The following is a 20220-nucleotide window of genomic DNA, read 5'->3' as shown; positions in this document are numbered from 1 at the left end:
GCAGATAAGCATAATAGACTTTGCAAGCTTGCAATAAGGCGTATTTAATGGTATGCATACTTTGGATTAATTATGCGAAAACTTCATCAATGCTATAGAGTTTTGGTGGTTTATTAACTAGCCAAGCGGCACATTCAAGCGCACCTTTTGCAAATGTTAAGCGATTAGTGGCATTGTGGGTGAATTCTAAATATTCCCCATCTAAATAAAACCCCACGCAATGTTTCCCTACTACATCACCACCTCGCAGAGAAACAATGCCTAGCTCACCATTTTTGCGCGCTCCTTTAGATCTATCTGTTACAAGAATTTCGTTTAAAGGCTGTTTTCTCCCTTTGGCGCAGGATTCTGCTAGGCTTAGGGCTGTGCCACTTGGAGCATCTTTTTTGTATCGGTGGTGGATTTCGCTTATTTCAATATCTGCGTGCGTGAGTTTGGCGGCTACTTGCTCGACAATCTGGCGCAGTAGTGCCACTCCAAGAGACATATTTGAAGCATACAAGATGGGTATGCGTTTGGAGCAGGACTCCATTAGTGCGAAGTCTTGTTCATCTAGCCCTGTTGTGCCTATCACACAAGGTACAGGTGAGCTAGTAGAATCTAGCGCACATAGCAAGGCGTTTGTCGCTTCTTTTGAGCTAAAGTCAATAATCACATCGCAGCATTGCATAAACGCACTAAGGTCGTTTGTTACAAGGCTACCCTCTGGTAGGTTAAAATCTAGCTCTTTGCGCACAAACACCGCGCCTATTTCCATATTTCTATGCACGCCTATCTCGTGAATGATAAGCTGTCCCACGCGCCCACTCGCGCCAAAAATCCCTACTCTGATCATAAGCTTCCTAATGTGCAGAATCCAAGTAGGCTATTGCCTGTAATGCCGCAGTCGCTCCATCCCCGGCAGCACATACTACTTGCTTTGGCGCGTTTATGCGAATATCCCCAGCGGCAAATAGTCCGGGAATGTTAGTCTTCATCGATAAATCCACAATGACAGAATTATACTCATCGCACGCACATAGCATAGATCCATCATCTTGTCGTAAAACTTGTGTATTGACATCATAGCCCACGAAGATAAAAACACCGGGTACAACTAGCTCTTTGCGTTGCTTTGTTTGCGTATGCTCGATGATAACCCCCGTAACACCAAGCTTGTCGCCCGTGATTTCTATGGGAGAAAATGGCGTGAGAAATTCAATTTTGTCATTATTTCTAGCGTGCTCTAGTGTAACAGGTGCTGCGCGGAATGCATCTCTTCTATGGATAAGATAAACTTTTGCACACATTTTAGTGAGATAGATTGCTTCTTCTATGGCAGTATCTCCACCACCTATAACCGCTACTTCCTTGTCTTTGTAGAAAAATCCATCGCAAGTTGCACAGGTGCTAACACCCTTGCCCCAAAGATCGCTTTCTCCTAGGATTCCTGTGCGCTTGGGGCTACCGCCAGTGGCTAAGATTACAGCTCTTGCTTCTGTGGTTTTGCCACCATCGTGGTGGATAGTAAAATGCGCACCATTTTTGGTGATTTGATTGACCACTGCCATTTCATGCTTGAGACCAAAGCGGAAGCATTGCTCCTGCCAAGGCTCCATAAAATCTAAACCACTTTTAATCTCTTTTATGCCAGGGTAGTTTTCTATCTCACTACTTCCTGTGATTTGCCCCCCAGGCATACCCTTTTCAAACAAAACGACATTTTTCACACCCCCTCTTGTCGCATATAACCCAGCAGATAGCCCAGCGGGACCACCACCAATAATTGCTAAATCAACCATAGAAACTCCTAGATAAACCCCTTGTTTGCCAAGGGGTAAGAATTGTAAAAGCCGAGATTAAAGAAGAGCGTTGATTTTGTCTGCTAAGACAGATTTAGGCGTAGCACCGACAACCTGATCGATAACCTCGCCATTTTTCATAAATAGGATTGTAGGTATGCTTCGAATACCAAATCGCGCAGCGAGTGCCTGCTCTTCATCGGTATTGACCTTGCAAATTGCAGCTTTGCCTTCAAACTCATTGGCAAGCTCTTCAATCACAGGGGCAAGCATACGACAAGGACCACACCAAGTAGCCCAAAAATCAACAACCGCTATGCCATCTTTGGTCTTTTCGTCAAAATCAAGCTCTGTCAATTCAATATATTGTCCCATTTTTTCTCCTTAGTATGTGGGTTGGCGGGGATTATACAACAAGTAGTGTAACATTTTGGACAATGTCTTTTGGGATCTTGGTGATTTTTTATCACTTTGCAAGAAGTGTTACGAATATAAGCGTTGTAAGCTACTTAACTGGGATAAAGTTTGCGCCCTTTGTCGTCCAAATGCGGTTTTGATATTGGATTTGTTTATCGCGCATAGACTCACTAAAGAGCTGTTTAGAATCTTTGGTGATGGTTCTTAATCCAAACTCTACACCAAGTGATGTGGCATAGCTTACCCAATCATAGCGCAAGTCGTTATTGAGCAAAAACGCATACTCCATAAGGTTGCTATCAATTGTACCAATAGAACTCACAACAAAGAGATTTTCACGCGCTTTGGGCGAGGCAAGCTGCAAGACAATTGGGTTAAAGTTAATTTGCGTGGAGAGATAGATCCTAGGTGGTTCATCGCTAAGCTCGATTTGTGAGAGAATTAGCCCAGTTTTTGGCGCAGAAGTGTTGAGTATAAGTGCTGCGTTGGGAAAATATGTAGATTCTTTTTGGAGTGTTTTAGTAAATTGAGAAGCTTCCTGACTACTCAAAGATCGCTGGTGGATTACACGCCCTTCAAAGCTTGAAAAAAGCGTAGATAAATAGCTACCTATTTGACTATCATCGGCATATTCAATGAGTGGCATATCTTGCATTAGTGGGAGTAAAACATGGAATTGTTCTTTATAACTTATCCCACCAAAGTACAGATTCTCTGGGAGTTTATCTATGACTTCTTGCGATAAACGCTCTTTATTAATCGTAGGGATATAGGTGGGATAAATGAGATTGTCATAGTTTATGAGATTTTGTACGCCGGTTGGTCCGAGCATAGCGATGACAAAATTTGCATTGCTTTGGATAATGCGTAAATAAGTGGATTCTAGGTTTTCTTTGCTCTCATCAATGCTATCAAATACCTGAAAGTCAAAGTCGATATGACGCGCGATAAGATAGGATAAAATCGTGTTTGCCACACTTACAGAATATCGCCCCACAAGTTGCTTAGGGATAAGCAGAGCGATTCTAAAATGCTCTTTGCTACTAGCATCCTGCATTATTTCTATGCCACTTAGTTGTGCCATCGCTTCAGAAAAGTAGCGCAAAATCTTTTTGTCCGTTGTGCCGGTGCTAAACTTTGCCAAAAATGAAAAGATATAGCCATTAGTATATAGCCGTTTCAAGCACCCATCGTTACAGCTATGCTCATCAATATCAAGGATTTTTTGTTGGGGGAGTGGGACAGGGGAGATGATAGAACTTTTTGCGTGGAGATTTTGGCTTATAAGCCCTAATGCAAGGAGAAATGACAATCGTGTTATGGCGATAAGATGCTTCAATGATATGCCTTTAATCAAAAATAAAAAATATCCTAGCATAATTTATCTAAGAGATATATCGATAGCTTAACGCCTCAAGTAAGTGTTGCTTGGCAATATGCTTTGCGTCGTCTAAGTCAGCGATTGTGCGGGCGATCTTTTTGATCTTTTGTATCGAGCGATGAGAGAAATTAAACCTTAGGCTCGCTTGTTGTAAGATAGTCTGTGTCGCATCATCTAAGATGCAAATTTGCTCTACTTCACGCTCATTTAGCTTACCATTTAGCCTGCTTTGCCCCCGCTCAATTTGCGCTCTAAATGCCTTAAACACCATCTCTTGCATAGAAGTAGAATCTATGGAAGCCTTTGGGTCTTGATCGTTTTCTTGCATTTGCACAAACAAATCTATGCGATCCAAAAACGGCTCGCTCAAGCGCGCCCTATAAGAGCTAATCTCTTTTTGCGTGCAACGGCACTCTTTGGCTTGGCTTAGGAGATTTCCACAAGGGCAGGGGTTTTGTGCCCCTACAAATAAAAATGCCGTAGGGTAAGTTACTTTACTATGCACACGAGAGACTACAAGCTCGTTGTTTTCAAGTGGTTCGCGTAAAGATTCTAGCACTTCCTTGCCAAAGTGTGGTAACTCATCAAAAAATAAGATGCCCTGATGGGCTAGAGCAATCTCCCCGGGCTTGACTTCATTTTGTGTAGCAGATCCTAGTATTGAAGATTTTGACGCACTTTGATGAGGCGCGCGAAATGGTCGCAATGGCGTGTAGCTTGGAGTTTGTGAGCTTATGGACTGAAGCTTGACACTCTCTATCATCTCTTCCAAACTCATTGGGGGTAATATGTAGCGCAGGCGTTTAGCGATCATACTTTTTCCACAGCCCGGACTTCCTTCATAGATGATATTATGGAATCCACTCGCAGCGATGAGTGCTGCTCTTTTGGCGATTTCTTGTCCCTTGACTTGGGCGAAATCTAGTGGGAACTCACGCTCATAGTAGTAGCTTGTCTGCTTGATTTGCAAGGTCTCAAACTCTAGCTGGCTTTGTATAGTGCTAGGCTTAGATTCTGGATCTTCTAAAATCTGCAAAGCTTCTTGCAGGCTACTTGCATAATAAATTTGCAAATGGGGCAAATGGCAGAAAAGCTCTTTGCTAGATGTGGGTAAGATCACCTTGGCATTTTGGTACTGCAAGGCGATCTCAAGCAAAAGGGGGTAGATGTTGTTGTTGTAAGTAAGTGTGCCATCTAGAGCTAGCTCGCCAAAGGCAAACCACCCTTGTGTATCTATCCCTTTTTTATGCAAGGCGATTAGTAGAGCTATAGGCAAATCAAAGTGGCTACCAGATTTTGCCACATCAGCAGGAGCTAGGTTGATAGCAATTTTTAGCGGTGGAAAGTGGAATCCAATGTGATGAAGCGCACTTTGGACTCTCTGCTTGCTCTCTTGGATAGAGCTGTTTGCAAGCCCTGTGATGACAAAGGCAGGTAGAGCACGCACGAAATTCGCCTGCACTTGGACGATTTCTCCGCCTATGCCATTTCTTGTTGCACATAGAATTTTATTTACCATTTATGCTGCCACCCTTTAGTTGTATTTAGCTTTGTTAAAACCTATAAGACACATTTGCTTTGTAGGTATTTTCGTACATAGCACCCAGTGCAATGCTATGTGGAGTTAGGATAGCTGCTGTGCCTATATCTATATCAAGTGTGATATATTGTAGTCTTTTAGCACATAGATAGCTTACTCCATAACCCAGTAATGCGCCAGCTAGCACCTGCAAAATCGTGTGTCTTTGACTTGTTATGCGCGAGATACCAACAGAAGTGGCAAGGATTGTAGTAGGTAGCCCAAATTTCCAGCCATAACGCTTTTGCATAAAGCCTGCTGCGCTAAAGGCTGATGAGGTATGCCCACTTGGGAAGCCATCAAAGTCGCTATTATTAGGACGCTGGCTAATCCCAGCTAGCTGCTCATTTGCTTGAGAAATACCGACAAAAGTGTATTTGCTTGCAAAAGTAATAGCAAGTGTCGCACCTGTGCCAAGTGCTAGCTGAGCTACTCCATGGTAGTCTTGGCGCGCTAAGGCATAAGCTCCTGCCATCACCGGGAGAAATTGAAAAACATCGCCCCAAGTCTCAAACCAATCACCCGGCTTTGCATGTAAGCTTGGCATACAAAGGCTAGAGAGAGCGCATACAAGTAGCGCGCGCTGGCATAGGCGCATAAGGTAGATTCTAGTGCGCATTATAAAAATCCTTGATAGATTCTAGGCGTGTGTGCGTGTGTAGCAGTGCCATATCTGCAAGAATAAGCGCTAGCATACTCTCGCATACTACACTTCCGCGCACAGCGATACACGGATCGTGTCTGCCTTTTAACGCTAGAATCTGTGGCTCATTGTGAGAGTTGATTGTTTGCTGGGGGAGAAAGATGCTAGGCGTTGGCTTGAAATAGACTTTTATGCGGATTTCTTCGCCTGTGCCAATACCCCCTAAAACCCCACCACAATGATTGCTAGCAAAACCACTAGAATCCATATTGTCGTTATTTTGACTACCTAGCCTTGTGCTAGATTCTATCCCATCGCCAATTTCTAGAGCTTTGACACCATTTAACCCCATCATCATCGCGCCAATTGCTCCGCTAAGTTTATAGTAAAGTGGTTGTCCTAGACCTTTGAGCGCACCATTTGGACTAAAGGCTCGCACAAGTGCGCAACCACCTATGCTATCGCCATCTTTTCGTGCTTCTAAGATTGCTTGTTTTTGGGTTGCTTCCATACTCTTATCTAGGGCAAAAATCTCACTCGTCTTAGCAAAGGCAAAGTCAATATCCTTGCCTTTATGCGTCCCTATATGTAGAATTCCACTCTCACAAGTAATACCAATCTCTTGCAAAAGCATTTTGGCAAACGCCCCACTAGCTACGCGCGCAGCACTCTCTCTAGCAGAGCTTCTCCCTCCTCCTCGGTAATCTCGTGTCTCATATTTTGCTTGGTAGGTAAAGTCCGCGTGTCCCGGGCGGAATACATCTCTAATGGTTTCATAATCTTTGGACTTTGTATTGGTGTTTGGGATAAAAAGTGTGATTGGCGCGCCTGTGCTTTTACCTTGAAATACACCACTTAAAATCTCGACTTTATCATCTTCTTTGCGCGGTGTGGCATAAGGAGTTTGCCCACCTTTGCGCCTTTGCATTTGTGCTACTAGAAGATCTTCATCAATCACTACGCCCGCTGGGAAACCATCAATCACACAGCCTACACCTAAGCCGTGAGATTCGCCAAAAGTGCTTACGCGAAGCGCTTGTCCAAAGGTATTCATAGCTTTGCTCCTTGTTTAGCAGAAGTGAGCTTTGTAAGCTTCTCATACGCGATTTTTGCGCAAGCTTGCTCGGCTAGTTTTTTCGAAGTGCCAGAGGCTGTGCCATATTCAATATTATCGATGAGAATCTGCATTGTAAAACGCTTTTTATGGTCGGGTCCTTCTTGTGTGAGAAGCTTATATGTAGGTAGCACGCCAAAGCGTTCTTGTGTGATTTCTTGCAAAGTTGTTTTGTAGTCAAGGGCTAAATCTTGGATCTGCATATTTGGGTAGTGTTTAGTAAGGATATGATAGACAATCTCACGCGCACAATCAACCCCTGCTTCTTTATAAATCGCGCCAATAATCGCTTCAAATGCATTAGAGAGTAAAGAGTCTTTATCTCTACCTTGGTTTTGCTCTTCGCTACTTGAGAGGCGCAGTAAAGAGCCTATGTCATAATCGCGTGCGAAAATGGCGAAGCTCTTTTCATTGACAAGGCTTGAGCGCATTTTAGAGAGTTTGCCTTCGTTGTAGTTGGGGAATCTATCAAAGAGATATTCTCCTACAAGCAAGTCTAAAACCGCATCACCTAAAAACTCTAAACGCTCGTTGTTGCTGGATTTTGTGTAGCTTCTGTGTGTGAGTGCTTCAAGTAGTAAAGACTCATCTTTAAAGCTATATCCTAAGAGTTGCTGCAAGCGTTTAAGAGAATCCATCATCACCCTTTCTAAGTAGAATCTACTTTCACAGATCAAGCAAGGTTTTTGGTGCTTCAATATGCTGTGCTAGATTCTGGATTTGCTGTGCGACAGAGCGCGCAATTCTATCACATTCTTCATTGAGTATATCGCCGTTGTGTCCTTTGATCCACTGCGCTTGGATAATGTGTTGCTCTTTTAAAGTGATATATTGTCTCCATAAATCTGGGTTTTTGACTTCTCGAAAGTTCTTGCGTATCCAGCCAGATAGCCACTCATTGATCCCTTGTGTGACATATTGAGAATCTGTGTAGAGTTTGATGTGGCAAGGCTCTTTTAGCACCTTTAAGGCTTGTAGCACTGCCATAAGCTCCATACGATTATTAGTCGTATCTGGCTCGCCACCTTGGACGATTTTTTTCACACCTTTATAGAGCAAGATAGCACAGTAGCCACCTGCTCCCGGATTTCCAAGTGATGACCCATCTGTATAGATTGTGAGCTCTTTCATAGAGTCTACCTCTCTTTACTTGTATTTGATGATTTTATAGACTAAATCCATTTCTCCCATTTTCGTGCATATTGGGCAACGGTAGGAGTCAAATGGGAAGAGATTTTTGCAGTGATGACATCGATACTCAAAGCTAAGCTCTCCCCTTTGTGCAGAGTGTTCTAAAAGCACGCGTAGCACTTCTAGTTCAAATATTTGGCTTTGTGCTAGGCTAGATTCTAGCCCTAGATAAAAGCCTTTAGCGATAAAGACTTGCAAAATATCTGGGCGTGATTGTAGCTTGTCAAATGGTACTTCGTCTTTGGCACATCGCCACAAAATATCTAAGCAAAATGTGATGGTAGGGAAGCGCACAAGCTCCTCCCAAAACTTCTCCCTAGAATAGGTGAAGAGATAATCTAGCACCAAGCGGTTGATTTGCCCACTATATCGCATAAGATTGATAATTTCTTTATGTTTTTTTTCTAATGGCAGCAAGGAGTTTTGGGAGAGAATCATAAAGTGTAGATACTGCTTGATTTGCCCTAATTCTTGCTCTTCTTGGGCATTTAGCTCATCGATGCACTCAAGTGTATCAAGCGCAGCTTGGTATTCCCCCATACTCTCGTGCGTACGCATTAGATAGCTTAGAATCTGCGTGTTTCTAGGGTAGGTTTTTAGGATTTCTAGGAAAATATTTTTGGCTCTTTGTAAGAATCCTGCTTCAAAATATGTAATGCCTAAGGATTCTAGGATAATGATTTTTTCCTGTGGGTCGCGCGTAGTGTCAAGTAGGCTGAGATAGACTTTTATCGCCATCGCACTATCCCCAGCACGAGCGTAGGTTTTAGCAAGCAGTAGCAAGGGCGGGATAGGCTTTTTAGCTAGGTGGAGAAACTCCACTAGCTCATCACTTAATGCACTACCATCGTAGGATTTGGTGAAGTTTTCTAGGGAGATTTGACGCTTTTTAGCACGGTAGCGATTGCGCCCATAATCTGCAAACACCAAAATCACAATAATGCCGACTAAAATCGCAATCCCAAAGAGCGGGTCTCTATACATAGTAGCTAGATAATCAAGCATATTTTGCACCGCATCTTGCTATAGAGCTAGAATCTAGCTCGGTGGATTCTAGGCGTGATATTTTAGTAAGGTAGATTCTGCTAGGTTTGATTCTAGAGTGGTAGGCTATGCTATGCCATTTTGTGGCTAGGTTATTGGCGTACATATTCGATATGGGCTTTTTGCTTGATTTTTTCAAAATACTCACTAAGGATTTGCTCTTGGTGATCTTGTGCGAGTTTTTGAGCGATGATGCCCCTTGCTTCTTCAAAGCTCATGGCATTTTCCCCGCTTTTATCCTGCACCAAAAATGCAACATAGCTACCATTGCCCGCATCAAGAATGGGGCTAAACTCGCCACTTTGTAACTGGGCAAACATTTGTGCGATTTGGGGGTTTAGCATATTTAGTTTAAGTTTTTCTGGTGTTTTTTCTACGCCATTTAGCGTCAAAGTCGTGTTGGCAATGGCGCGCTCAAGGAGCTTTGGGTCTTTGGAGCTATAGCGGATTGTTTGCACTTGGTCTGCAGTGATAAACTCATTTTTGTGGGTGTTATAGTATTTGCGCATTGTTTCCTCGCTAGTGGTGTCGGCTGCGAGCAGGATATTGCGCATAAGCTCGCGTGTTTGGATTTGGTCTTTGAGCTTTGCTTTGTAGGATTCTGGGGTTAGTCCTTGCTGGTAGAGTGCTTGGATAAACTGCTGGTAGCTAAGGTTGTTTTGTGCGGCTATAGATTCCATTTCTTGCTCAAGCCGCATATCGTCTGCAACAATATTGAGTCTTTTGATCTCTTGATCTTTTAGGCGGTTTGCGATTAGGATTTCTTGCGCTTGGGTTTTAGAGATATGTTGCTTGGCACTAAGGCTTTGTATCTCATAGAGCGTGATAGGGTCGTTATTGACCTTAATAGCAATCCCACCTACGATATTTTGCGCACTTGGTGGTGAGTCTTTGGCGTATATGCAGCTAGAGCTACCATATAGCATAAGGCTTGCAGTAAGCAGAATCCTAGAGTAGAGAGAAGGCATTGTAATCCTTGCGACGGTTTTTGATTTATGGATTCTAGCATTATTTTTAGTGTTTGCGTAGCTTTGTGCTATCTTCGGCAGTACGCAGGATAACAATACCTTAAGTCAAAAATCTCTACAATGTTGCTCCGCTAAGTTTGCATAGTTATTACACTTAGAATTACCCAAGCAGAAAGAGAATCTATCAATGACGCACAAGCAAAAGTCATCATCAAAAGGCATTTTCGCGCTTGCATTAAGCGCATTTTGTATGGGAGTTACAGAGTTTATTGTTGCGGGGATTTTGCCCGATCTTGCACAGCACTTTATGGTCTCACAGCCTGTAGCTGGATGGCTTGTTACAATTTATGCTATTGGCGTGGTGATTGGCGCACCGATTTTGACAATCCCCATAAGTAGGCTTGATCGCAAATACCAGCTTATGCTAAATCTTCTTATTTTCTTGCTGGCAAATCTCATTGTCGCTATAAGTGATAATTTTTACTTGACTTTGTGCGCACGCTTTGTGGCTGGCTGTATGCACGGGGTGTTATTTGTCATTGCCACTATTGCTGCGATAAAGATCGCTAAAGCAGGGAAGCAAAACACTGCCCTAGCACTAATGGTATCTGGGCTTACGATTGCACTTGTTACAGGCATACCTTTAGGGACATTTGTGGGGCAGCTCTTTGGCTTTAAGGCGATTTTTTGGCTTATCGTGGTGCTTACAGGGGTTGCGATTATTAGCGTGTGGCTTATTATGCCTCACATTGAAGGGCAAAGGACATTTATCCGTAATCTTTTTCTAGCACTTTGTGTGCCTAAGCTTTTGCGCGCGTATGTGGTAACTGCTTGCACCTGTGGAGCGAGCTTTGTGCTTTATACTTACATTGCGGAGTTTTTGCTTGTGCTCTCTGCTTTTGACAAGCAGTCCATTGCTTCGATTTTACTGCTTTATGGTGGCAGTGCAGTTGTAGGGAATCTTGTGGGTGGGAAAATCACTGATGCCAAAGGCTCTATCATCTCACTTCGCCTAATGCTTAGTGCGCAGATAATTACTTATGCATTGATGAGTGTAAGTGCGTATTCACAAATGCTTGCGCTCATCAATTTGTGCGTTATGGGTATGGTGAGCTTTGCTTCAATCGCCCCGCTAAAGTCGCTTGCCATTCTCTCATCGCATAAGTATGCCAAGGGCTTTGAGGATAGCGCAATTAGCGTTAATGAAGGGTCGTTTAATGTAGGGATTGCTTGTGCTAGCGCACTTGGAGGGGCAATTTTCGCGCATTTGGGGATAGAATTTAACGCGATTTTTGCAGCACTATTTGCTGTACCAGCCCTTGTGATCGTGCTGTTTATACCGCGGAGTTTATAAAAGCGTAAGGGTTTGGTGGATTTAGCTACAATATGGCATTTACACTAAGGAGATTGTATGAAGAGTTGGCTAGGATCTAGGTTATTGGGTGCGCTTTTTTTGTGTTTAGCTGGTATGAAGCTTTTGGGGGTAGAGATTAGAGAGGGGATAGATTATTTCGTGCTCAAAACTCCTGTCCCAAATGCGGAAAATTCTGTGATTGAAGTATATAGCTATGCGTGCCCGTTTTGCTTTAAATACTCAAAAATCCTGCCACAAATCATTGAGAAACTTCCAGATGGAGTAGAGTTTAGACCCTATCATTTAGAACAAAAGGGCGATTATGGTAAAGTGGCTAACAAGCTCTTTGCTGTGCTGCTTGTTAAAGATAAGCGAGCTGGGATTGGGGCTAGTGATAAAAATTCGTCATTTTATAAGGCGGAGAATGCGTATTTTGAGGAATACCACATCAATAAAAATCGTTGGAGAGATGGCAAAGATCCGCAAGGCTTCTTAGAAACTGGGCTTAAAGCAGCGGGCATTAGTGAGAGTGATTATCTACAAGCACTTGAAGATCCAGAGGTGAAAAAGCTTCTTAAAGCTTGGGAGGCTAGTTATGATATTGCCATTATCCAAGGTGTGCCGGCGTTTGTGGTTAATGGCAAATATCTCATCAAAATAAGCGAGCTAAAATCCCTTGATGATTTAGGTGAGAAAATCACAGAGCTTTTAGCGCGCTAGAATCCACCTGCTGGGATTTGGTGTGAAGTTGGTATATAGGATTGTATTGTGCTTGCAGAAATGGCAAGGCAAGCGCGCGTGGTGGGTTCTACTAGCTGGGGTAAGTCTAGGGCTTGTAGTGTTCTCACACTGTGTGCTACAAGTGTATGGCTATATGCGCCCTTGTGAGCAGTGTGTGTATATCCGGTATGCCTTTATAGTGCAAGCATCTGGCGCGCTCATTGTCGCGCTAGCACCTAGGGGTGTGCTAGCTTTTAGTGTAGGTGGTGCGTGTATGCTCTATGCAGGTGCTAGGGGGATAATGTCTGCTTTGCAGCTTCATAGAATCCACACCGCTATCCATAGCGATGTGGTGGTGTTTGGCGTGCGTGGGTGCTCAATGGATGCGCGCTTTGACTTTGGGCTACCCTTAGATCGCTGGCTACCGGAGTGGTTTGCTCCAAGTGGGGATTGTGGGCTTGATGCACCTATAATTCCAAGCGATGTGGTGCTTAGTGGCGCGCAAAAAGCATTTGTCGAGTTTTATGCAAATGGCTGGTATCTCCTGCCTAGATGGGAGATTGGCACTATGGCGCAGTGCTGCTTACTTGTATTTAGCGTGTATATGGTGATTATAGCGGTGTGCGGTTGGATTAGGCTATGGGGTCGCTGATTCTAGTGCCATTTGGAGTGAAAATCTAAGTGTATCGGTGTTGGTATGCGCCACAGAAGAGATGCCCAAGATGAAGTGAGGCAAGTGTGGGCAATTCTCCCTGCTAGATTCTAGGAGTATGGGCTTAGATATATCCAAATCCTGCGGGATTGGTTGCGCAAATGTTGCTAGCAAAGTAGCAAATTTACTAAGAAGATCTTGTGCGACATCAACTTTGCTAATAATAATCCCAAATGGACGCGTGCTAAGATCTGCACTAAAGCTTGCAAGCTCTTTTGCCAAGTGGTTATACTGCGTGCTTGGGTCTTTTAGCCCATCTAGCACAAAGAGTAGAAACTTGGTGCGCTCAATATGCTTCAAAAACTCCAGCCCAAGCCCCTTTCCTAGACTCGCCCCATCAATAATCCCCGGAATATCTGCCATCACAAAGGATCGCAGTTCATCGACTTCTACCACGCCTAAATGCGGGGTAAGGGTTGTAAATTCATAGTTTGCTACTTCTGGTTTAGCGTTAGAGAGTGTTGAGATAAGGCTAGATTTCCCAGCATTTGGATATCCCACAAGCCCTACATCAGCGATGAGCTTTAGCTCTAGGCGCAAGTGTAGTAAAACACCGGGCAAGCCTTTTTGTGCGTAGGTTGGAGCTTGATTGCTCGCATTTTTAAAGCGAGCGTTGCCTAGCCCGCCTTTGCCACCTTTAAGTAGTAGCACTTCTTTGCTAGGAGTATCTAAGTCTGCAAGTAGCTCTCCACTCTCATAGTTGAAAATTTGCGTGCCTAGCGGAAGCTTTATGATGAGGTTTGTCCCATTTTTCCCTGTGCAACGGCGCGCGCCACCGGGTGCACCGTGCTGGGCTTTGTGATGCTTTTTGCCACGGAAGTTTGAGAGCGTATCGGCATTATTATCGACACATAAGACAACATCACCTCCCTTGCCACCATCACCTCCATCAGGTCCACCCTGTATGACAAACTTTTCTCTCCTAAAGCTCACAGCACCGGCACCCCCATTTCCAGAAGAGACAATAATATCTGCACTATCAATAAACATCAGTTACCTTTAGCTACTTTATAAGTGGCTATTTTTTGGACTCTGTTAGGATTTGTCGGATTTGGGATTCCATCTTGGGGAGATATTGACTCATTATAGTTTGGGCTAGTTTTTGAGAGTCGTTGAAAATCGCCACTGCATTAGTGGCTAGCTTTTTGCCAGCTGGGGTTTGATAGAACGCGATTAGATCTTGTAAGTCTTGCTCTGTGTAATACTTACTATAAAGTAGTGGCATTTGGCTTTCTAAGTCTTTTATTATGCTGGAGAAAGCATTATGCACAATGTGAGTAATTTTATTTACTTGGGTTTCAGTCATATCTTGCTCTTTTGTAATTTGCTTGATGAGCTCATCACCGTTTATTTCTTTTAGTATAGCGTTAGTTCGAGAGATTTCTAGGAATTGCTTAAGGGTTTCTTGATACGATGCACTGGGGGTTACTTGCTCAGCACATAGTGGCATAGATATAAGAAAAAGCGTGCATACAAAGCGAGTAATAAGGGATAGCGTTGGCATCATAAATACTCCTTGGATTTTGTGGATCGTGCGGATGATAGACTCGCGCAGAATCTATACGCGCGAGCAAATGTGGAGAGAGCTACCGCTAGATTCTAAGCGCTAGTAGCTGGGATAACAGAAACTTTCTTGCGCTCTTTGGTTTTCTGTGAGAATTGCACGACCCCATCGATAAGTGCGTAAATGGTGTGGTCTTTTCCAATCCCTACATTATCTCCGGGATGGACTTTGGTCCCCCTTTGGCGGATAATGATATTGCCAGCGCGGACAAACTGCGAGCCAAACTTCTTGACGCCTAATCTTCTCCCCGCAGAATCTCTGTTGTTTTGGGTGCTTCCTTGACCTTTCTTGTGTGCCATTGTTACTCCTTATTTTGTAATGCCTGTGATTCTCACGCGTGTGAAATCTCGGCGAAATCCACGCTTAGTTTTACTATCTTTTCTCCTGCGTTTTTTAAAGGTTATGACCTTTTTTCCGCGACCTTCGTTGATCACTTCAGCTTCCACCTTCGCCCCTTTGACAAATGGCGTACCCACTACGATAGATTTGCCATCGTGCAGGGCTAGGATTTCTTCAAAGCTGATTTTTGACTTTGGCTCAAGGCTTAGTTTATCAAGCAGGATAATGCTTCCTTGCTCTACCTTGTATTGCTTGCCTCCATTCTTAAAAATCGCATACATTGTGTTTCCTTTGTGTAATGTGCTAGCTTCCTAAATCAAGCGCGTAAGCTGCAAGGGCGCGATTATAGCTGTAAAATGTTTGCATTTTGCTTAATTAGTGCAAGGTGTGGCTTGTGCTTTTAAGGGCGATCACTTCTACTTCTACTAGCGCATCTTTTGGTAGAGATTTGACAGCGATCGTGCTACGCGCAGGCTTATGCGTACCAAACGCCTTGGCATAGACTTCATTAAACACAGCAAAATCCCCCATATCAGCCAAAAAACAAGTAGTCTTTAGCACATATTCAAGCCCAGAGCCGCTAGCTTCAAGTACTGCTTGTAGGTTTTGCATTACTTGCTCGCTTTGCTCTTTTATCCCGCCTTGGACAAACTCGCCATTAGCTTGCAGGGCAATAGATCCAGAAGTGAATATCAAATCCCCAAATCCCATAGCCTGTGAGTAGGGACCTATGGCTTGTGGGGAGTTTGGTGTGTAGATAGGGTAGGGCTTCATCATTGATCCTTAATGTGTAGAGTGTGTAAGTTTTAGTATATAATCGCTTAACAAATTATTAAAGGATACAAATGGGCTATAGAGTGAAACTAGTAGCTTGCTTTTGGGTAGTTTGCGCGTTTGGTGCGCAGGATCAAGAGAGGCGAGATTCTGCTTCGGGTTTAAATGATGGGGTAGGGGTAGAATCCAGTGCTGCGTCTTTAGAAGATAGAGTAGAGATCATTGACTATAAGCGGGGCAAGATTCTAGGCTTTATGATCGTGCGCAACGGCAACATCATTAAGCGCGTACTTTTTAAAGAGCCTAGAGCGATTGGACAGCCCACCATAGAGCAGCCATTTAGCCAGCCTAGCCCAAAGCTCACGGAGCAGACAAAGCCTGTGGGCACGCAAGAGCCAAGCCGAGCAAACCCACCTACTTCGCCAAAACCCCTAGAATTTAATCAAGCCACCTCAAAGCCAAAAATCACGCCGCAAACAGCAAGAGGTACAGATGAGCAAGCCATACAGACTATATATGAGCGTCAAGTCTCTAATGCACCAAAGGATATTAAAAGCCCTGCAAAGCCAGCACCTAAGGTATCTTCTGGTATCACGCAAGAGGTCGGCATAGAATCTATGCGCATAAATCCCACCTATAAAAATCGCCAATGGAATAAGAAGTATATTATCCACGACATTAGCACAGAAGAAGTTATAGAGCTTGAGAGATAGTCTCTAGAGTCCTAGCTAGGCGCGCAGTGTGTGGCTTTAGATTCTAGCATTAGTTTTCTATGTTTTGGAATCTATGGTTGTGATTTAATCATCTGTGAGATTGCAGAGTTTATAGACTAGGCTGTCGATTTTAGATTCTAGCTCTTTTTGCTTATGGATTGCCGCGCCGACTTCATCGGCTCGCAATGACGATTGGGGTTGGATTGCTTCGGCTTCGCAATGACGGAAAAAGGGCATTGTCATTGCGAGTAAGCACACTAGAATCTAACATTCTGTCATTGCGAGACTTGCAAGGCAAGTCGTGGCAATCCATAGTAGCATCTGCTCTAATCATCGGTGCGGAATTGTAGGTCGTAGTTGATGATAAACTCTGTCTCATCATCGCTTAGGTTATAGAGTGTATAGACTAAGCTGTCGATTGTGGATTCTAGGGTTGGTTTTGGGCTGATATGGCAGCTCACATCTCCCATAGATTTTGCTTATAGATTCCTAGCACATCGATGCTATCGCTAATGACAAACACCACCACAAAGCCCTTAAATATCAGCTCACGCACACACTCATCATCGGCGATAGGGTTTTGGCGGTAGGAGTATGGCATAGCAGGTATAGCCCTAATCTTAAATAGCAGAGCATCTTTAAACGCCCTAGCACTTTGTGGCTTATCCTTAGCGATATGCTCGGTGATTTTCTTAAGCTCGGCGACAAAGCGTTGGCTAAAGCGAAGGCGTTTCATACTTGGCTATGCTTGCTTCTAGCTCGTTTTCTAGCTCCACACTATCGACAAAGGCTAACTCCCCTGCCTTATATGCTTCATAGTCTTTTTGCGCCTGTGTGATATAGCTCTCATCTTTGATGATTTCTAGCTTATTATTGACAGAGCGTAGCTGCTCTATGCTCTGCAAGGTCTTTTCATCGACATTTTTTAGCATTAGTGTCATTGGCTCTTCCTTGTCATTTTGTGTTGCTTAGATTCTAGCATTAGTTTTCTATGTTTTGGAATCTATGGTTGCGATTTCATCATCGCTTAGGTTATAGAGTGTATAGACTAAAGAGTCGATTTGAGATTCTAGCTTTTACAGCTTACTACTTTTTAAATAATTTGCTATGGCTTCCCACACGCAAGGCGTTAAGCTGCAAAATATCATCACATAGCTCATAAATTAGCAATAAATCTGGCTTAATATGACACTCTCTAAAGCCCTGCAAGTTTCCACTTAATGCGTGGTCTTTGTGTTTTGGCTCTAGTGTCGCACCTGTGGCTAGCTTATCTATAAGCGCGTCAGTCAAATCTTTGTCTTTTGTTTGCAGCTTTTTGTAGTCTTTGATAAAGCTTTTTGTGAAATTGACACTATAGCTCGCCATTATCGATCGCCTCCCTAAACTCAGCCACATTGGCATAAGTCTTTAGTGTGCCTGCTGCTCTCTCTTTTTCAAGCTCTGCTTTTGCCTTTAGAATCTCTTTTTCAAACTTTGTAAGTTTTGGCTTTTGCACCTTGCATTTTGCATTATCAATCTTTGCTAGACTTTTTATCGCGGTGTAAAGCTCTTTGCTGGCGTTTTCTATAGTGATTGTCATTGGCTCTTCCTTGTCATTTTGTGTTGCTTTAGATTCTAGCATTAGTTTTCTATGTTTTGGAATCTATGGTTGTGATTTAATCATCTGTGAGATTGCAGAGTTTATAGACTAGGCTGTCGATTTTAGATTCTAGCTCTTTATATCTTTATAATGCGTTTTACACGCGATTATATACAGCACATCATCTTCAAGTGTATAGACCAATCTATGCTCCAAATTTATGCGCCTAGAGTAAAGCCCACTTAAATCGCCTTTAAGTGCTTCTGGCTTACCTATGCCCTGCATTGCTCCGTTGCGCTCTATATCCTTAATCAATGTGTTAATCTTGTGTAAAATCTTTTTATCACTCTGCCACGCTACATACTGCTCCCACGCAGTGCTAGAGAACATCTTTTTCATTGATTAGCTCTTTTTCCACAGCTTTGCCCTGTTTAATCTCTGCGTAGCTTTTTTTTAGCATAGCGATATTTTCAGGGCTGTAAAAGGCTTGTGCTTCTTTTTGGGTTTTTGTCTGCACTTTAAAAGGCAAGCCTTGATTGTTAATCGCACTTTTTAGAAATATGCGAATTGCTGTTGTGGTATCTAGCCCTAGCTCGTTAAAAAGCTTATCCGCCTTGTCTTTAAGCTCCTTTTCCACACGCACTTGCACTAAAGTTGTCATACTCACTCCTTGTGATAAAAGTATGTGATTATACTTATAATTTCATTATATACTACTAATATTCCACGATTTCTATCTCATCATCGCTTAGGTTGTAGAGTGTATAGACTAGGCTGTCGATTTTAGATTCTAAGGCTGGTGTGGCTTAGCTCAAAAGAAGTAAAGCTATGGTGTTTTAAATACTGATGAGAGTAAATCAATATGCTCTAGTAGCCCCTTTTTGATTTGGCTGCTTGGTGTTTGCATAGGGTCAAGCTGGATAATAATCCCCTCTTTTCTCGCATATTTAATGGCAGGTATAAAGTCACTATCGGCTGTGATTAGTGTAATTTTTTCTACTTGTTGTTTGTTGGCAAGTGTGGCGATGTCTAGCCCTATTTTCATATCCACACCTTTTTGTCTAAAGTCTAAAACAAAATCATCATCGCTTAATGTATCTATCTCTATTTCCTTAAGCAAAACTTGCTTAAACTTCTTGTAGTCTTTAAATTTCCATTGATAAGAATTGTCATCGATTTCACCAAGTCTCAAAGCAAAATATGGCTGCTGCCTTAAGCACTCCAAAAGCTTGCTTCTAAACTGAAAAGTATGCGTTTTGCCTAGATTTTTTGTTTTATCAGTCTTTGTTATAGGTGGCATTGGCACATTTTTGTCCAAAGGCTCGCAGTCATACACATAGACTCTGTAAAGGTGGTCATCGTTTCTTCTCACAGACTCCCACACATAGTCTTTGATTATTTTTGCTAATTCTTCAGGCGACATCTCGCTGATTTTTTTCAATGTGCTGTATCTTTGTATGAAAAAAGACAAATCCACAAGCACGGCTGTTTTCATAGAATCAATGATAGAAAAGCCCGTATCCCAGCACATTTTGGAAGTATTTTTGGAATTTTGTTTTACAAGCGGTATCCTAAAAGATATGTACCAAGAAGCCAACTATGAAGATATAGCCATAGCAGCCTCTCAAGCACAAATGATTGCGTATTATACATAGCAATAGCTTAATGTGGCATTAGTTTTTTATGTTTTGGAATCTATGGTTGTGATTTCATCATCTGTGAGATTGTAGAGTTTATAGACTAGGCTGTCGATTTTAGATTCTAGCTCTTTGGTGTCTGTGGTAGGGTCTTTGGCTTTGGAATCTAAGATTTGCTCTACTAGGCTTATTATCTCATCGCTTAAGGCTTTGTTTGTAGAATCTATCATATAGCTAATTCCTTGCATTTTTATATCCCTTCTAGTTTGGCACTATGGAGTTTTTTCGTGCGGTTTTTTGGAGAGAGAAAAGCACCAAAGCTAAAAATATGGTATAAATCGTAATCAAAGCATTTTTAAAATCATTGTATCTTATTGTTTTAGCATTTGTATTTTTTGCGTAATTTTTCTAAAATATTTTCATTCTTGAACTCTGCTTTAATTTTCTTATCATCGCAAGCCTTTGTGTATATATCAATGATTTTTCTAATATCGTGCTTATCTAAAATTTTCTCATTTTCTAATCTAGCGATAGTATCAATCACTTTTGGTAGCATTGTTCCGCTTATTACAGAGATACGTTCAATAAGAAAAAATGCTTGTGCTTTTGAGGGGTTTTTAATATGTTTATCACAACCATAAAAATGTTGCATTGCCTGTATGATTCCAAATACTTGCTTGTCAAAACGCACGGCATTTAGATAGATTTCA

The 20220-nt window shown here is 42.6% G+C and carries 32 protein-coding genes and 1 pseudogene; 5 read left to right on the top strand and 28 right to left on the bottom strand.

What is annotated here, in order from left to right; genetic code table 11:
• Positions 1-70 precede the first annotated feature (70 nt).
• The 12 genes from dapB to IKB69_RS00110 all read right to left on the bottom strand — a co-directional run bounded on the left by dapB (position 71) and on the right by IKB69_RS00110 (position 10118).
• Positions 71-835 (bottom strand): 4-hydroxy-tetrahydrodipicolinate reductase, encoded by a 765-nt coding sequence (gene dapB, locus IKB69_RS00165; protein ID WP_290944897.1) that lies wholly within the window; start codon positions 833-835, stop codon positions 71-73.
• A 7-nt stretch (positions 836-842) separates the two neighbouring features.
• The gene (gene trxB / locus IKB69_RS00160) at positions 843-1781 is read right to left on the bottom strand and encodes a thioredoxin-disulfide reductase (protein ID WP_290944895.1); all 939 of its coding nucleotides are present in this window, start codon (positions 1779-1781) and stop codon (positions 843-845) included.
• A 57-nt stretch (positions 1782-1838) separates the two neighbouring features.
• Positions 1839-2156 carry a thioredoxin gene (trxA, locus tag IKB69_RS00155; RefSeq protein WP_290944894.1) on the bottom strand — a complete coding sequence of 106 codons (318 nt, stop codon included), beginning with the start codon at positions 2154-2156 and terminating at the stop codon, positions 1839-1841.
• Positions 2157-2286: 130 nt separating this feature from the next.
• Positions 2287-3537, bottom strand: coding sequence for a hypothetical protein (locus IKB69_RS00150; RefSeq protein WP_290944892.1), 1251 nt, complete (start codon positions 3535-3537; stop codon positions 2287-2289).
• A gap of 46 nt (positions 3538-3583) precedes the next feature.
• Positions 3584-5098 (bottom strand): YifB family Mg chelatase-like AAA ATPase, encoded by a 1515-nt coding sequence (locus IKB69_RS00145; RefSeq protein ID WP_290944890.1) that lies wholly within the window; start codon positions 5096-5098, stop codon positions 3584-3586.
• A gap of 34 nt (positions 5099-5132) precedes the next feature.
• Positions 5133-5777, bottom strand: coding sequence for a phosphatase PAP2 family protein (locus tag IKB69_RS00140; RefSeq protein ID WP_290944888.1), 645 nt, complete (start codon positions 5775-5777; stop codon positions 5133-5135).
• The gene (aroC, locus tag IKB69_RS00135) at positions 5767-6855 is read right to left on the bottom strand and encodes a chorismate synthase (protein ID WP_290944886.1); all 1089 of its coding nucleotides are present in this window, start codon (positions 6853-6855) and stop codon (positions 5767-5769) included. The genes IKB69_RS00140 and aroC overlap by 11 nt, the downstream gene beginning before the upstream one ends.
• Positions 6852-7553 (bottom strand): ribonuclease III, encoded by a 702-nt coding sequence (gene rnc / locus IKB69_RS00130; protein ID WP_290945091.1) that lies wholly within the window; start codon positions 7551-7553, stop codon positions 6852-6854. Before rnc ends, aroC begins: the two co-directional genes overlap by 4 nt.
• A 28-nt stretch (positions 7554-7581) precedes the next feature.
• Positions 7582-8046: a ribonuclease HI gene (rnhA, locus tag IKB69_RS00125; protein WP_290944884.1), complete on the bottom strand. Its 465-nt coding sequence runs from the start codon at positions 8044-8046 to the stop codon at positions 7582-7584.
• A 15-nt stretch (positions 8047-8061) separates the two neighbouring features.
• Positions 8062-9111 (bottom strand): hypothetical protein, encoded by a 1050-nt coding sequence (locus IKB69_RS00120; RefSeq protein WP_290945089.1) that lies wholly within the window; start codon positions 9109-9111, stop codon positions 8062-8064.
• A complete protein-coding gene (locus IKB69_RS00115; protein WP_290944883.1) occupies positions 9104-9256 on the bottom strand; it encodes a hypothetical protein in 153 nt (50 codons plus the stop codon). Before IKB69_RS00115 ends, IKB69_RS00120 begins: the two co-directional genes overlap by 8 nt.
• Complete coding sequence (locus IKB69_RS00110) at positions 9243-10118, bottom strand: peptidylprolyl isomerase (protein WP_290944882.1); 876 nt, start codon at positions 10116-10118, stop codon at positions 9243-9245. The genes IKB69_RS00115 and IKB69_RS00110 overlap by 14 nt, the downstream gene beginning before the upstream one ends.
• Before the next feature lie 187 nt (positions 10119-10305).
• Between IKB69_RS00110 and IKB69_RS00105 the strand changes: the two genes are divergently transcribed.
• Genes IKB69_RS00105 through dsbI form a run of 3 tightly spaced genes read left to right on the top strand, consistent with a single transcriptional unit; the run spans position 10306 to position 12844 of the window.
• Complete coding sequence (locus IKB69_RS00105) at positions 10306-11472, top strand: MFS transporter (protein WP_290944880.1); 1167 nt, start codon at positions 10306-10308, stop codon at positions 11470-11472.
• A gap of 57 nt (positions 11473-11529) precedes the next feature.
• Positions 11530-12192: a thiol:disulfide interchange protein DsbA/DsbL gene (locus IKB69_RS00100; RefSeq protein WP_290944878.1), complete on the top strand. Its 663-nt coding sequence runs from the start codon at positions 11530-11532 to the stop codon at positions 12190-12192.
• Positions 12193-12214: 22 nt separating this feature from the next.
• On the top strand, positions 12215-12844 hold the full coding sequence (gene dsbI / locus IKB69_RS00095) for a protein-disulfide oxidoreductase DsbI (RefSeq protein WP_290944876.1): 630 nt from the start codon (positions 12215-12217) through the stop codon (positions 12842-12844).
• Here the strand turns inward: dsbI and obgE are convergent.
• The 5 genes from obgE to IKB69_RS00070 all read right to left on the bottom strand — a co-directional run bounded on the left by obgE (position 12830) and on the right by IKB69_RS00070 (position 15581).
• A complete protein-coding gene (gene obgE / locus IKB69_RS00090; protein ID WP_290944875.1) occupies positions 12830-13894 on the bottom strand; it encodes a GTPase ObgE in 1065 nt (354 codons plus the stop codon). The two genes, dsbI and obgE, sit on opposite strands and share 15 nt — an antisense overlap.
• 28 nt (positions 13895-13922) lie before the next feature.
• Positions 13923-14411: a DUF2059 domain-containing protein gene (locus IKB69_RS00085; RefSeq protein ID WP_290944873.1), complete on the bottom strand. Its 489-nt coding sequence runs from the start codon at positions 14409-14411 to the stop codon at positions 13923-13925.
• A gap of 92 nt (positions 14412-14503) precedes the next feature.
• Positions 14504-14767 (bottom strand): 50S ribosomal protein L27, encoded by a 264-nt coding sequence (rpmA, locus tag IKB69_RS00080; RefSeq protein WP_290944871.1) that lies wholly within the window; start codon positions 14765-14767, stop codon positions 14504-14506.
• Positions 14768-14776: 9 nt separating this feature from the next.
• Entirely contained in the window at positions 14777-15088 is a 312-nt protein-coding gene (rplU, locus tag IKB69_RS00075; RefSeq protein ID WP_290944869.1) for a 50S ribosomal protein L21, read from the bottom strand.
• A 94-nt stretch (positions 15089-15182) separates the two neighbouring features.
• Positions 15183-15581, bottom strand: a complete 399-nt coding sequence (locus tag IKB69_RS00070) for a RidA family protein (RefSeq protein WP_290945087.1) — start codon at positions 15579-15581, stop codon at positions 15183-15185.
• A gap of 71 nt (positions 15582-15652) precedes the next feature.
• Between IKB69_RS00070 and IKB69_RS00065 the strand changes: the two genes are divergently transcribed.
• Positions 15653-16294 carry a hypothetical protein gene (locus IKB69_RS00065; RefSeq protein ID WP_290944867.1) on the top strand — a complete coding sequence of 214 codons (642 nt, stop codon included), beginning with the start codon at positions 15653-15655 and terminating at the stop codon, positions 16292-16294.
• A gap of 84 nt (positions 16295-16378) precedes the next feature.
• Here the strand turns inward: IKB69_RS00065 and IKB69_RS00060 are convergent, their stop codons facing one another.
• The 9 genes from IKB69_RS00060 to IKB69_RS00020 all read right to left on the bottom strand — a co-directional run bounded on the left by IKB69_RS00060 (position 16379) and on the right by IKB69_RS00020 (position 19296).
• Positions 16379-16552 carry a hypothetical protein gene (locus IKB69_RS00060; RefSeq protein ID WP_290944865.1) on the bottom strand — a complete coding sequence of 58 codons (174 nt, stop codon included), beginning with the start codon at positions 16550-16552 and terminating at the stop codon, positions 16379-16381.
• A gap of 68 nt (positions 16553-16620) precedes the next feature.
• Entirely contained in the window at positions 16621-16764 is a 144-nt protein-coding gene (locus IKB69_RS00055) for a hypothetical protein (RefSeq protein WP_290944863.1), read from the bottom strand.
• Positions 16752-17030 carry a type II toxin-antitoxin system RelE/ParE family toxin gene (locus tag IKB69_RS00050; RefSeq protein ID WP_290944861.1) on the bottom strand — a complete coding sequence of 93 codons (279 nt, stop codon included), beginning with the start codon at positions 17028-17030 and terminating at the stop codon, positions 16752-16754. The genes IKB69_RS00055 and IKB69_RS00050 overlap by 13 nt, the downstream gene beginning before the upstream one ends.
• A complete protein-coding gene (locus tag IKB69_RS00045) occupies positions 17011-17235 on the bottom strand; it encodes a hypothetical protein (RefSeq protein WP_150337697.1) in 225 nt (74 codons plus the stop codon). The genes IKB69_RS00050 and IKB69_RS00045 overlap by 20 nt, the downstream gene beginning before the upstream one ends.
• Before the next feature lie 145 nt (positions 17236-17380).
• Positions 17381-17659 (bottom strand): type II toxin-antitoxin system YafQ family toxin, encoded by a 279-nt coding sequence (locus tag IKB69_RS00040; protein ID WP_290944857.1) that lies wholly within the window; start codon positions 17657-17659, stop codon positions 17381-17383.
• Positions 17646-17873 (bottom strand): hypothetical protein, encoded by a 228-nt coding sequence (locus IKB69_RS00035; protein ID WP_290944855.1) that lies wholly within the window; start codon positions 17871-17873, stop codon positions 17646-17648. Before IKB69_RS00035 ends, IKB69_RS00040 begins: the two co-directional genes overlap by 14 nt.
• A gap of 129 nt (positions 17874-18002) precedes the next feature.
• The gene (locus IKB69_RS00030; protein WP_290944853.1) at positions 18003-18272 is read right to left on the bottom strand and encodes a Txe/YoeB family addiction module toxin; all 270 of its coding nucleotides are present in this window, start codon (positions 18270-18272) and stop codon (positions 18003-18005) included.
• The gene (locus IKB69_RS00025) at positions 18253-18534 is read right to left on the bottom strand and encodes a type II toxin-antitoxin system RelB/DinJ family antitoxin (protein ID WP_290944851.1); all 282 of its coding nucleotides are present in this window, start codon (positions 18532-18534) and stop codon (positions 18253-18255) included. The genes IKB69_RS00030 and IKB69_RS00025 overlap by 20 nt, the downstream gene beginning before the upstream one ends.
• 165 nt (positions 18535-18699) lie before the next feature.
• Positions 18700-19296, bottom strand: coding sequence for an NYN domain-containing protein (locus tag IKB69_RS00020; protein ID WP_363239983.1), 597 nt, complete (start codon positions 19294-19296; stop codon positions 18700-18702).
• A 34-nt stretch (positions 19297-19330) separates the two neighbouring features.
• Between IKB69_RS00020 and IKB69_RS00015 the strand changes: the two genes are divergently transcribed.
• Complete coding sequence (locus IKB69_RS00015; RefSeq protein WP_290944847.1) at positions 19331-19528, top strand: hypothetical protein; 198 nt, start codon at positions 19331-19333, stop codon at positions 19526-19528.
• Positions 19529-19554: 26 nt separating this feature from the next.
• Here the strand turns inward: IKB69_RS00015 and IKB69_RS00010 are convergent, their stop codons facing one another.
• Both IKB69_RS00010 and IKB69_RS00005 read right to left on the bottom strand, forming a co-directional pair.
• Complete coding sequence (locus tag IKB69_RS00010; protein WP_290944845.1) at positions 19555-19758, bottom strand: hypothetical protein; 204 nt, start codon at positions 19756-19758, stop codon at positions 19555-19557.
• A 131-nt stretch (positions 19759-19889) separates the two neighbouring features.
• Positions 19890-20220 (bottom strand): annotated as a pseudogene (locus IKB69_RS00005) (transglycosylase); the annotation flags it as partial.

This window comes from Helicobacter sp., assembly GCF_017502485.1.
Taxonomy (GTDB): domain Bacteria; phylum Campylobacterota; class Campylobacteria; order Campylobacterales; family Helicobacteraceae; genus Helicobacter_B.
Note: the sequence above shows the minus strand (reverse complement) of the source record. Positions and strands in the feature narration are given on the sequence as shown.

Coding starts and splice junctions, on each gene's coding strand:
- IKB69_RS00145 (WP_290944890.1), bottom strand. CDS start 5,098: ATGGTAAATAAAATTCTATGTGCAACAAGAAATGGCATAGGCGGAGAA.
- IKB69_RS00020 (WP_363239983.1), bottom strand. CDS start 19,296: ATGTCGCCTGAAGAATTAGCAAAAATAATCAAAGACTATGTGTGGGAG.
- rplU (WP_290944869.1), bottom strand. CDS start 15,088: ATGTATGCGATTTTTAAGAATGGAGGCAAGCAATACAAGGTAGAGCAA.
- IKB69_RS00045 (WP_150337697.1), bottom strand. CDS start 17,235: ATGACACTAATGCTAAAAAATGTCGATGAAAAGACCTTGCAGAGCATA.
- IKB69_RS00040 (WP_290944857.1), bottom strand. CDS start 17,659: ATGGCGAGCTATAGTGTCAATTTCACAAAAAGCTTTATCAAAGACTAC.
- IKB69_RS00100 (WP_290944878.1), top strand. CDS start 11,530: ATGAAGAGTTGGCTAGGATCTAGGTTATTGGGTGCGCTTTTTTTGTGT.
- trxA (WP_290944894.1), bottom strand. CDS start 2,156: ATGGGACAATATATTGAATTGACAGAGCTTGATTTTGACGAAAAGACC.
- IKB69_RS00050 (WP_290944861.1), bottom strand. CDS start 17,030: ATGAAACGCCTTCGCTTTAGCCAACGCTTTGTCGCCGAGCTTAAGAAA.
- dapB (WP_290944897.1), bottom strand. CDS start 835: ATGATCAGAGTAGGGATTTTTGGCGCGAGTGGGCGCGTGGGACAGCTT.
- IKB69_RS00065 (WP_290944867.1), top strand. CDS start 15,653: ATGGGCTATAGAGTGAAACTAGTAGCTTGCTTTTGGGTAGTTTGCGCG.
- trxB (WP_290944895.1), bottom strand. CDS start 1,781: ATGGTTGATTTAGCAATTATTGGTGGTGGTCCCGCTGGGCTATCTGCT.
- IKB69_RS00035 (WP_290944855.1), bottom strand. CDS start 17,873: ATGACAATCACTATAGAAAACGCCAGCAAAGAGCTTTACACCGCGATA.
- IKB69_RS00110 (WP_290944882.1), bottom strand. CDS start 10,118: ATGCCTTCTCTCTACTCTAGGATTCTGCTTACTGCAAGCCTTATGCTA.
- rpmA (WP_290944871.1), bottom strand. CDS start 14,767: ATGGCACACAAGAAAGGTCAAGGAAGCACCCAAAACAACAGAGATTCT.
- IKB69_RS00070 (WP_290945087.1), bottom strand. CDS start 15,581: ATGAAGCCCTACCCTATCTACACACCAAACTCCCCACAAGCCATAGGT.
- IKB69_RS00025 (WP_290944851.1), bottom strand. CDS start 18,534: ATGACAACTTTAGTGCAAGTGCGTGTGGAAAAGGAGCTTAAAGACAAG.
- IKB69_RS00115 (WP_290944883.1), bottom strand. CDS start 9,256: ATGTACGCCAATAACCTAGCCACAAAATGGCATAGCATAGCCTACCAC.
- rnhA (WP_290944884.1), bottom strand. CDS start 8,046: ATGAAAGAGCTCACAATCTATACAGATGGGTCATCACTTGGAAATCCG.
- IKB69_RS00010 (WP_290944845.1), bottom strand. CDS start 19,758: ATGCAAGGAATTAGCTATATGATAGATTCTACAAACAAAGCCTTAAGC.
- IKB69_RS00085 (WP_290944873.1), bottom strand. CDS start 14,411: ATGATGCCAACGCTATCCCTTATTACTCGCTTTGTATGCACGCTTTTT.
- IKB69_RS00055 (WP_290944863.1), bottom strand. CDS start 16,764: ATGGGAGATGTGAGCTGCCATATCAGCCCAAAACCAACCCTAGAATCC.
- IKB69_RS00105 (WP_290944880.1), top strand. CDS start 10,306: ATGACGCACAAGCAAAAGTCATCATCAAAAGGCATTTTCGCGCTTGCA.
- IKB69_RS00140 (WP_290944888.1), bottom strand. CDS start 5,777: ATGCGCACTAGAATCTACCTTATGCGCCTATGCCAGCGCGCGCTACTT.
- obgE (WP_290944875.1), bottom strand. CDS start 13,894: ATGTTTATTGATAGTGCAGATATTATTGTCTCTTCTGGAAATGGGGGT.
- IKB69_RS00015 (WP_290944847.1), top strand. CDS start 19,331: ATGAAAAAAGACAAATCCACAAGCACGGCTGTTTTCATAGAATCAATG.
- aroC (WP_290944886.1), bottom strand. CDS start 6,855: ATGAATACCTTTGGACAAGCGCTTCGCGTAAGCACTTTTGGCGAATCT.
- IKB69_RS00030 (WP_290944853.1), bottom strand. CDS start 18,272: ATGAAAAAGATGTTCTCTAGCACTGCGTGGGAGCAGTATGTAGCGTGG.
- IKB69_RS00120 (WP_290945089.1), bottom strand. CDS start 9,111: ATGCTTGATTATCTAGCTACTATGTATAGAGACCCGCTCTTTGGGATT.
- rnc (WP_290945091.1), bottom strand. CDS start 7,553: ATGGATTCTCTTAAACGCTTGCAGCAACTCTTAGGATATAGCTTTAAA.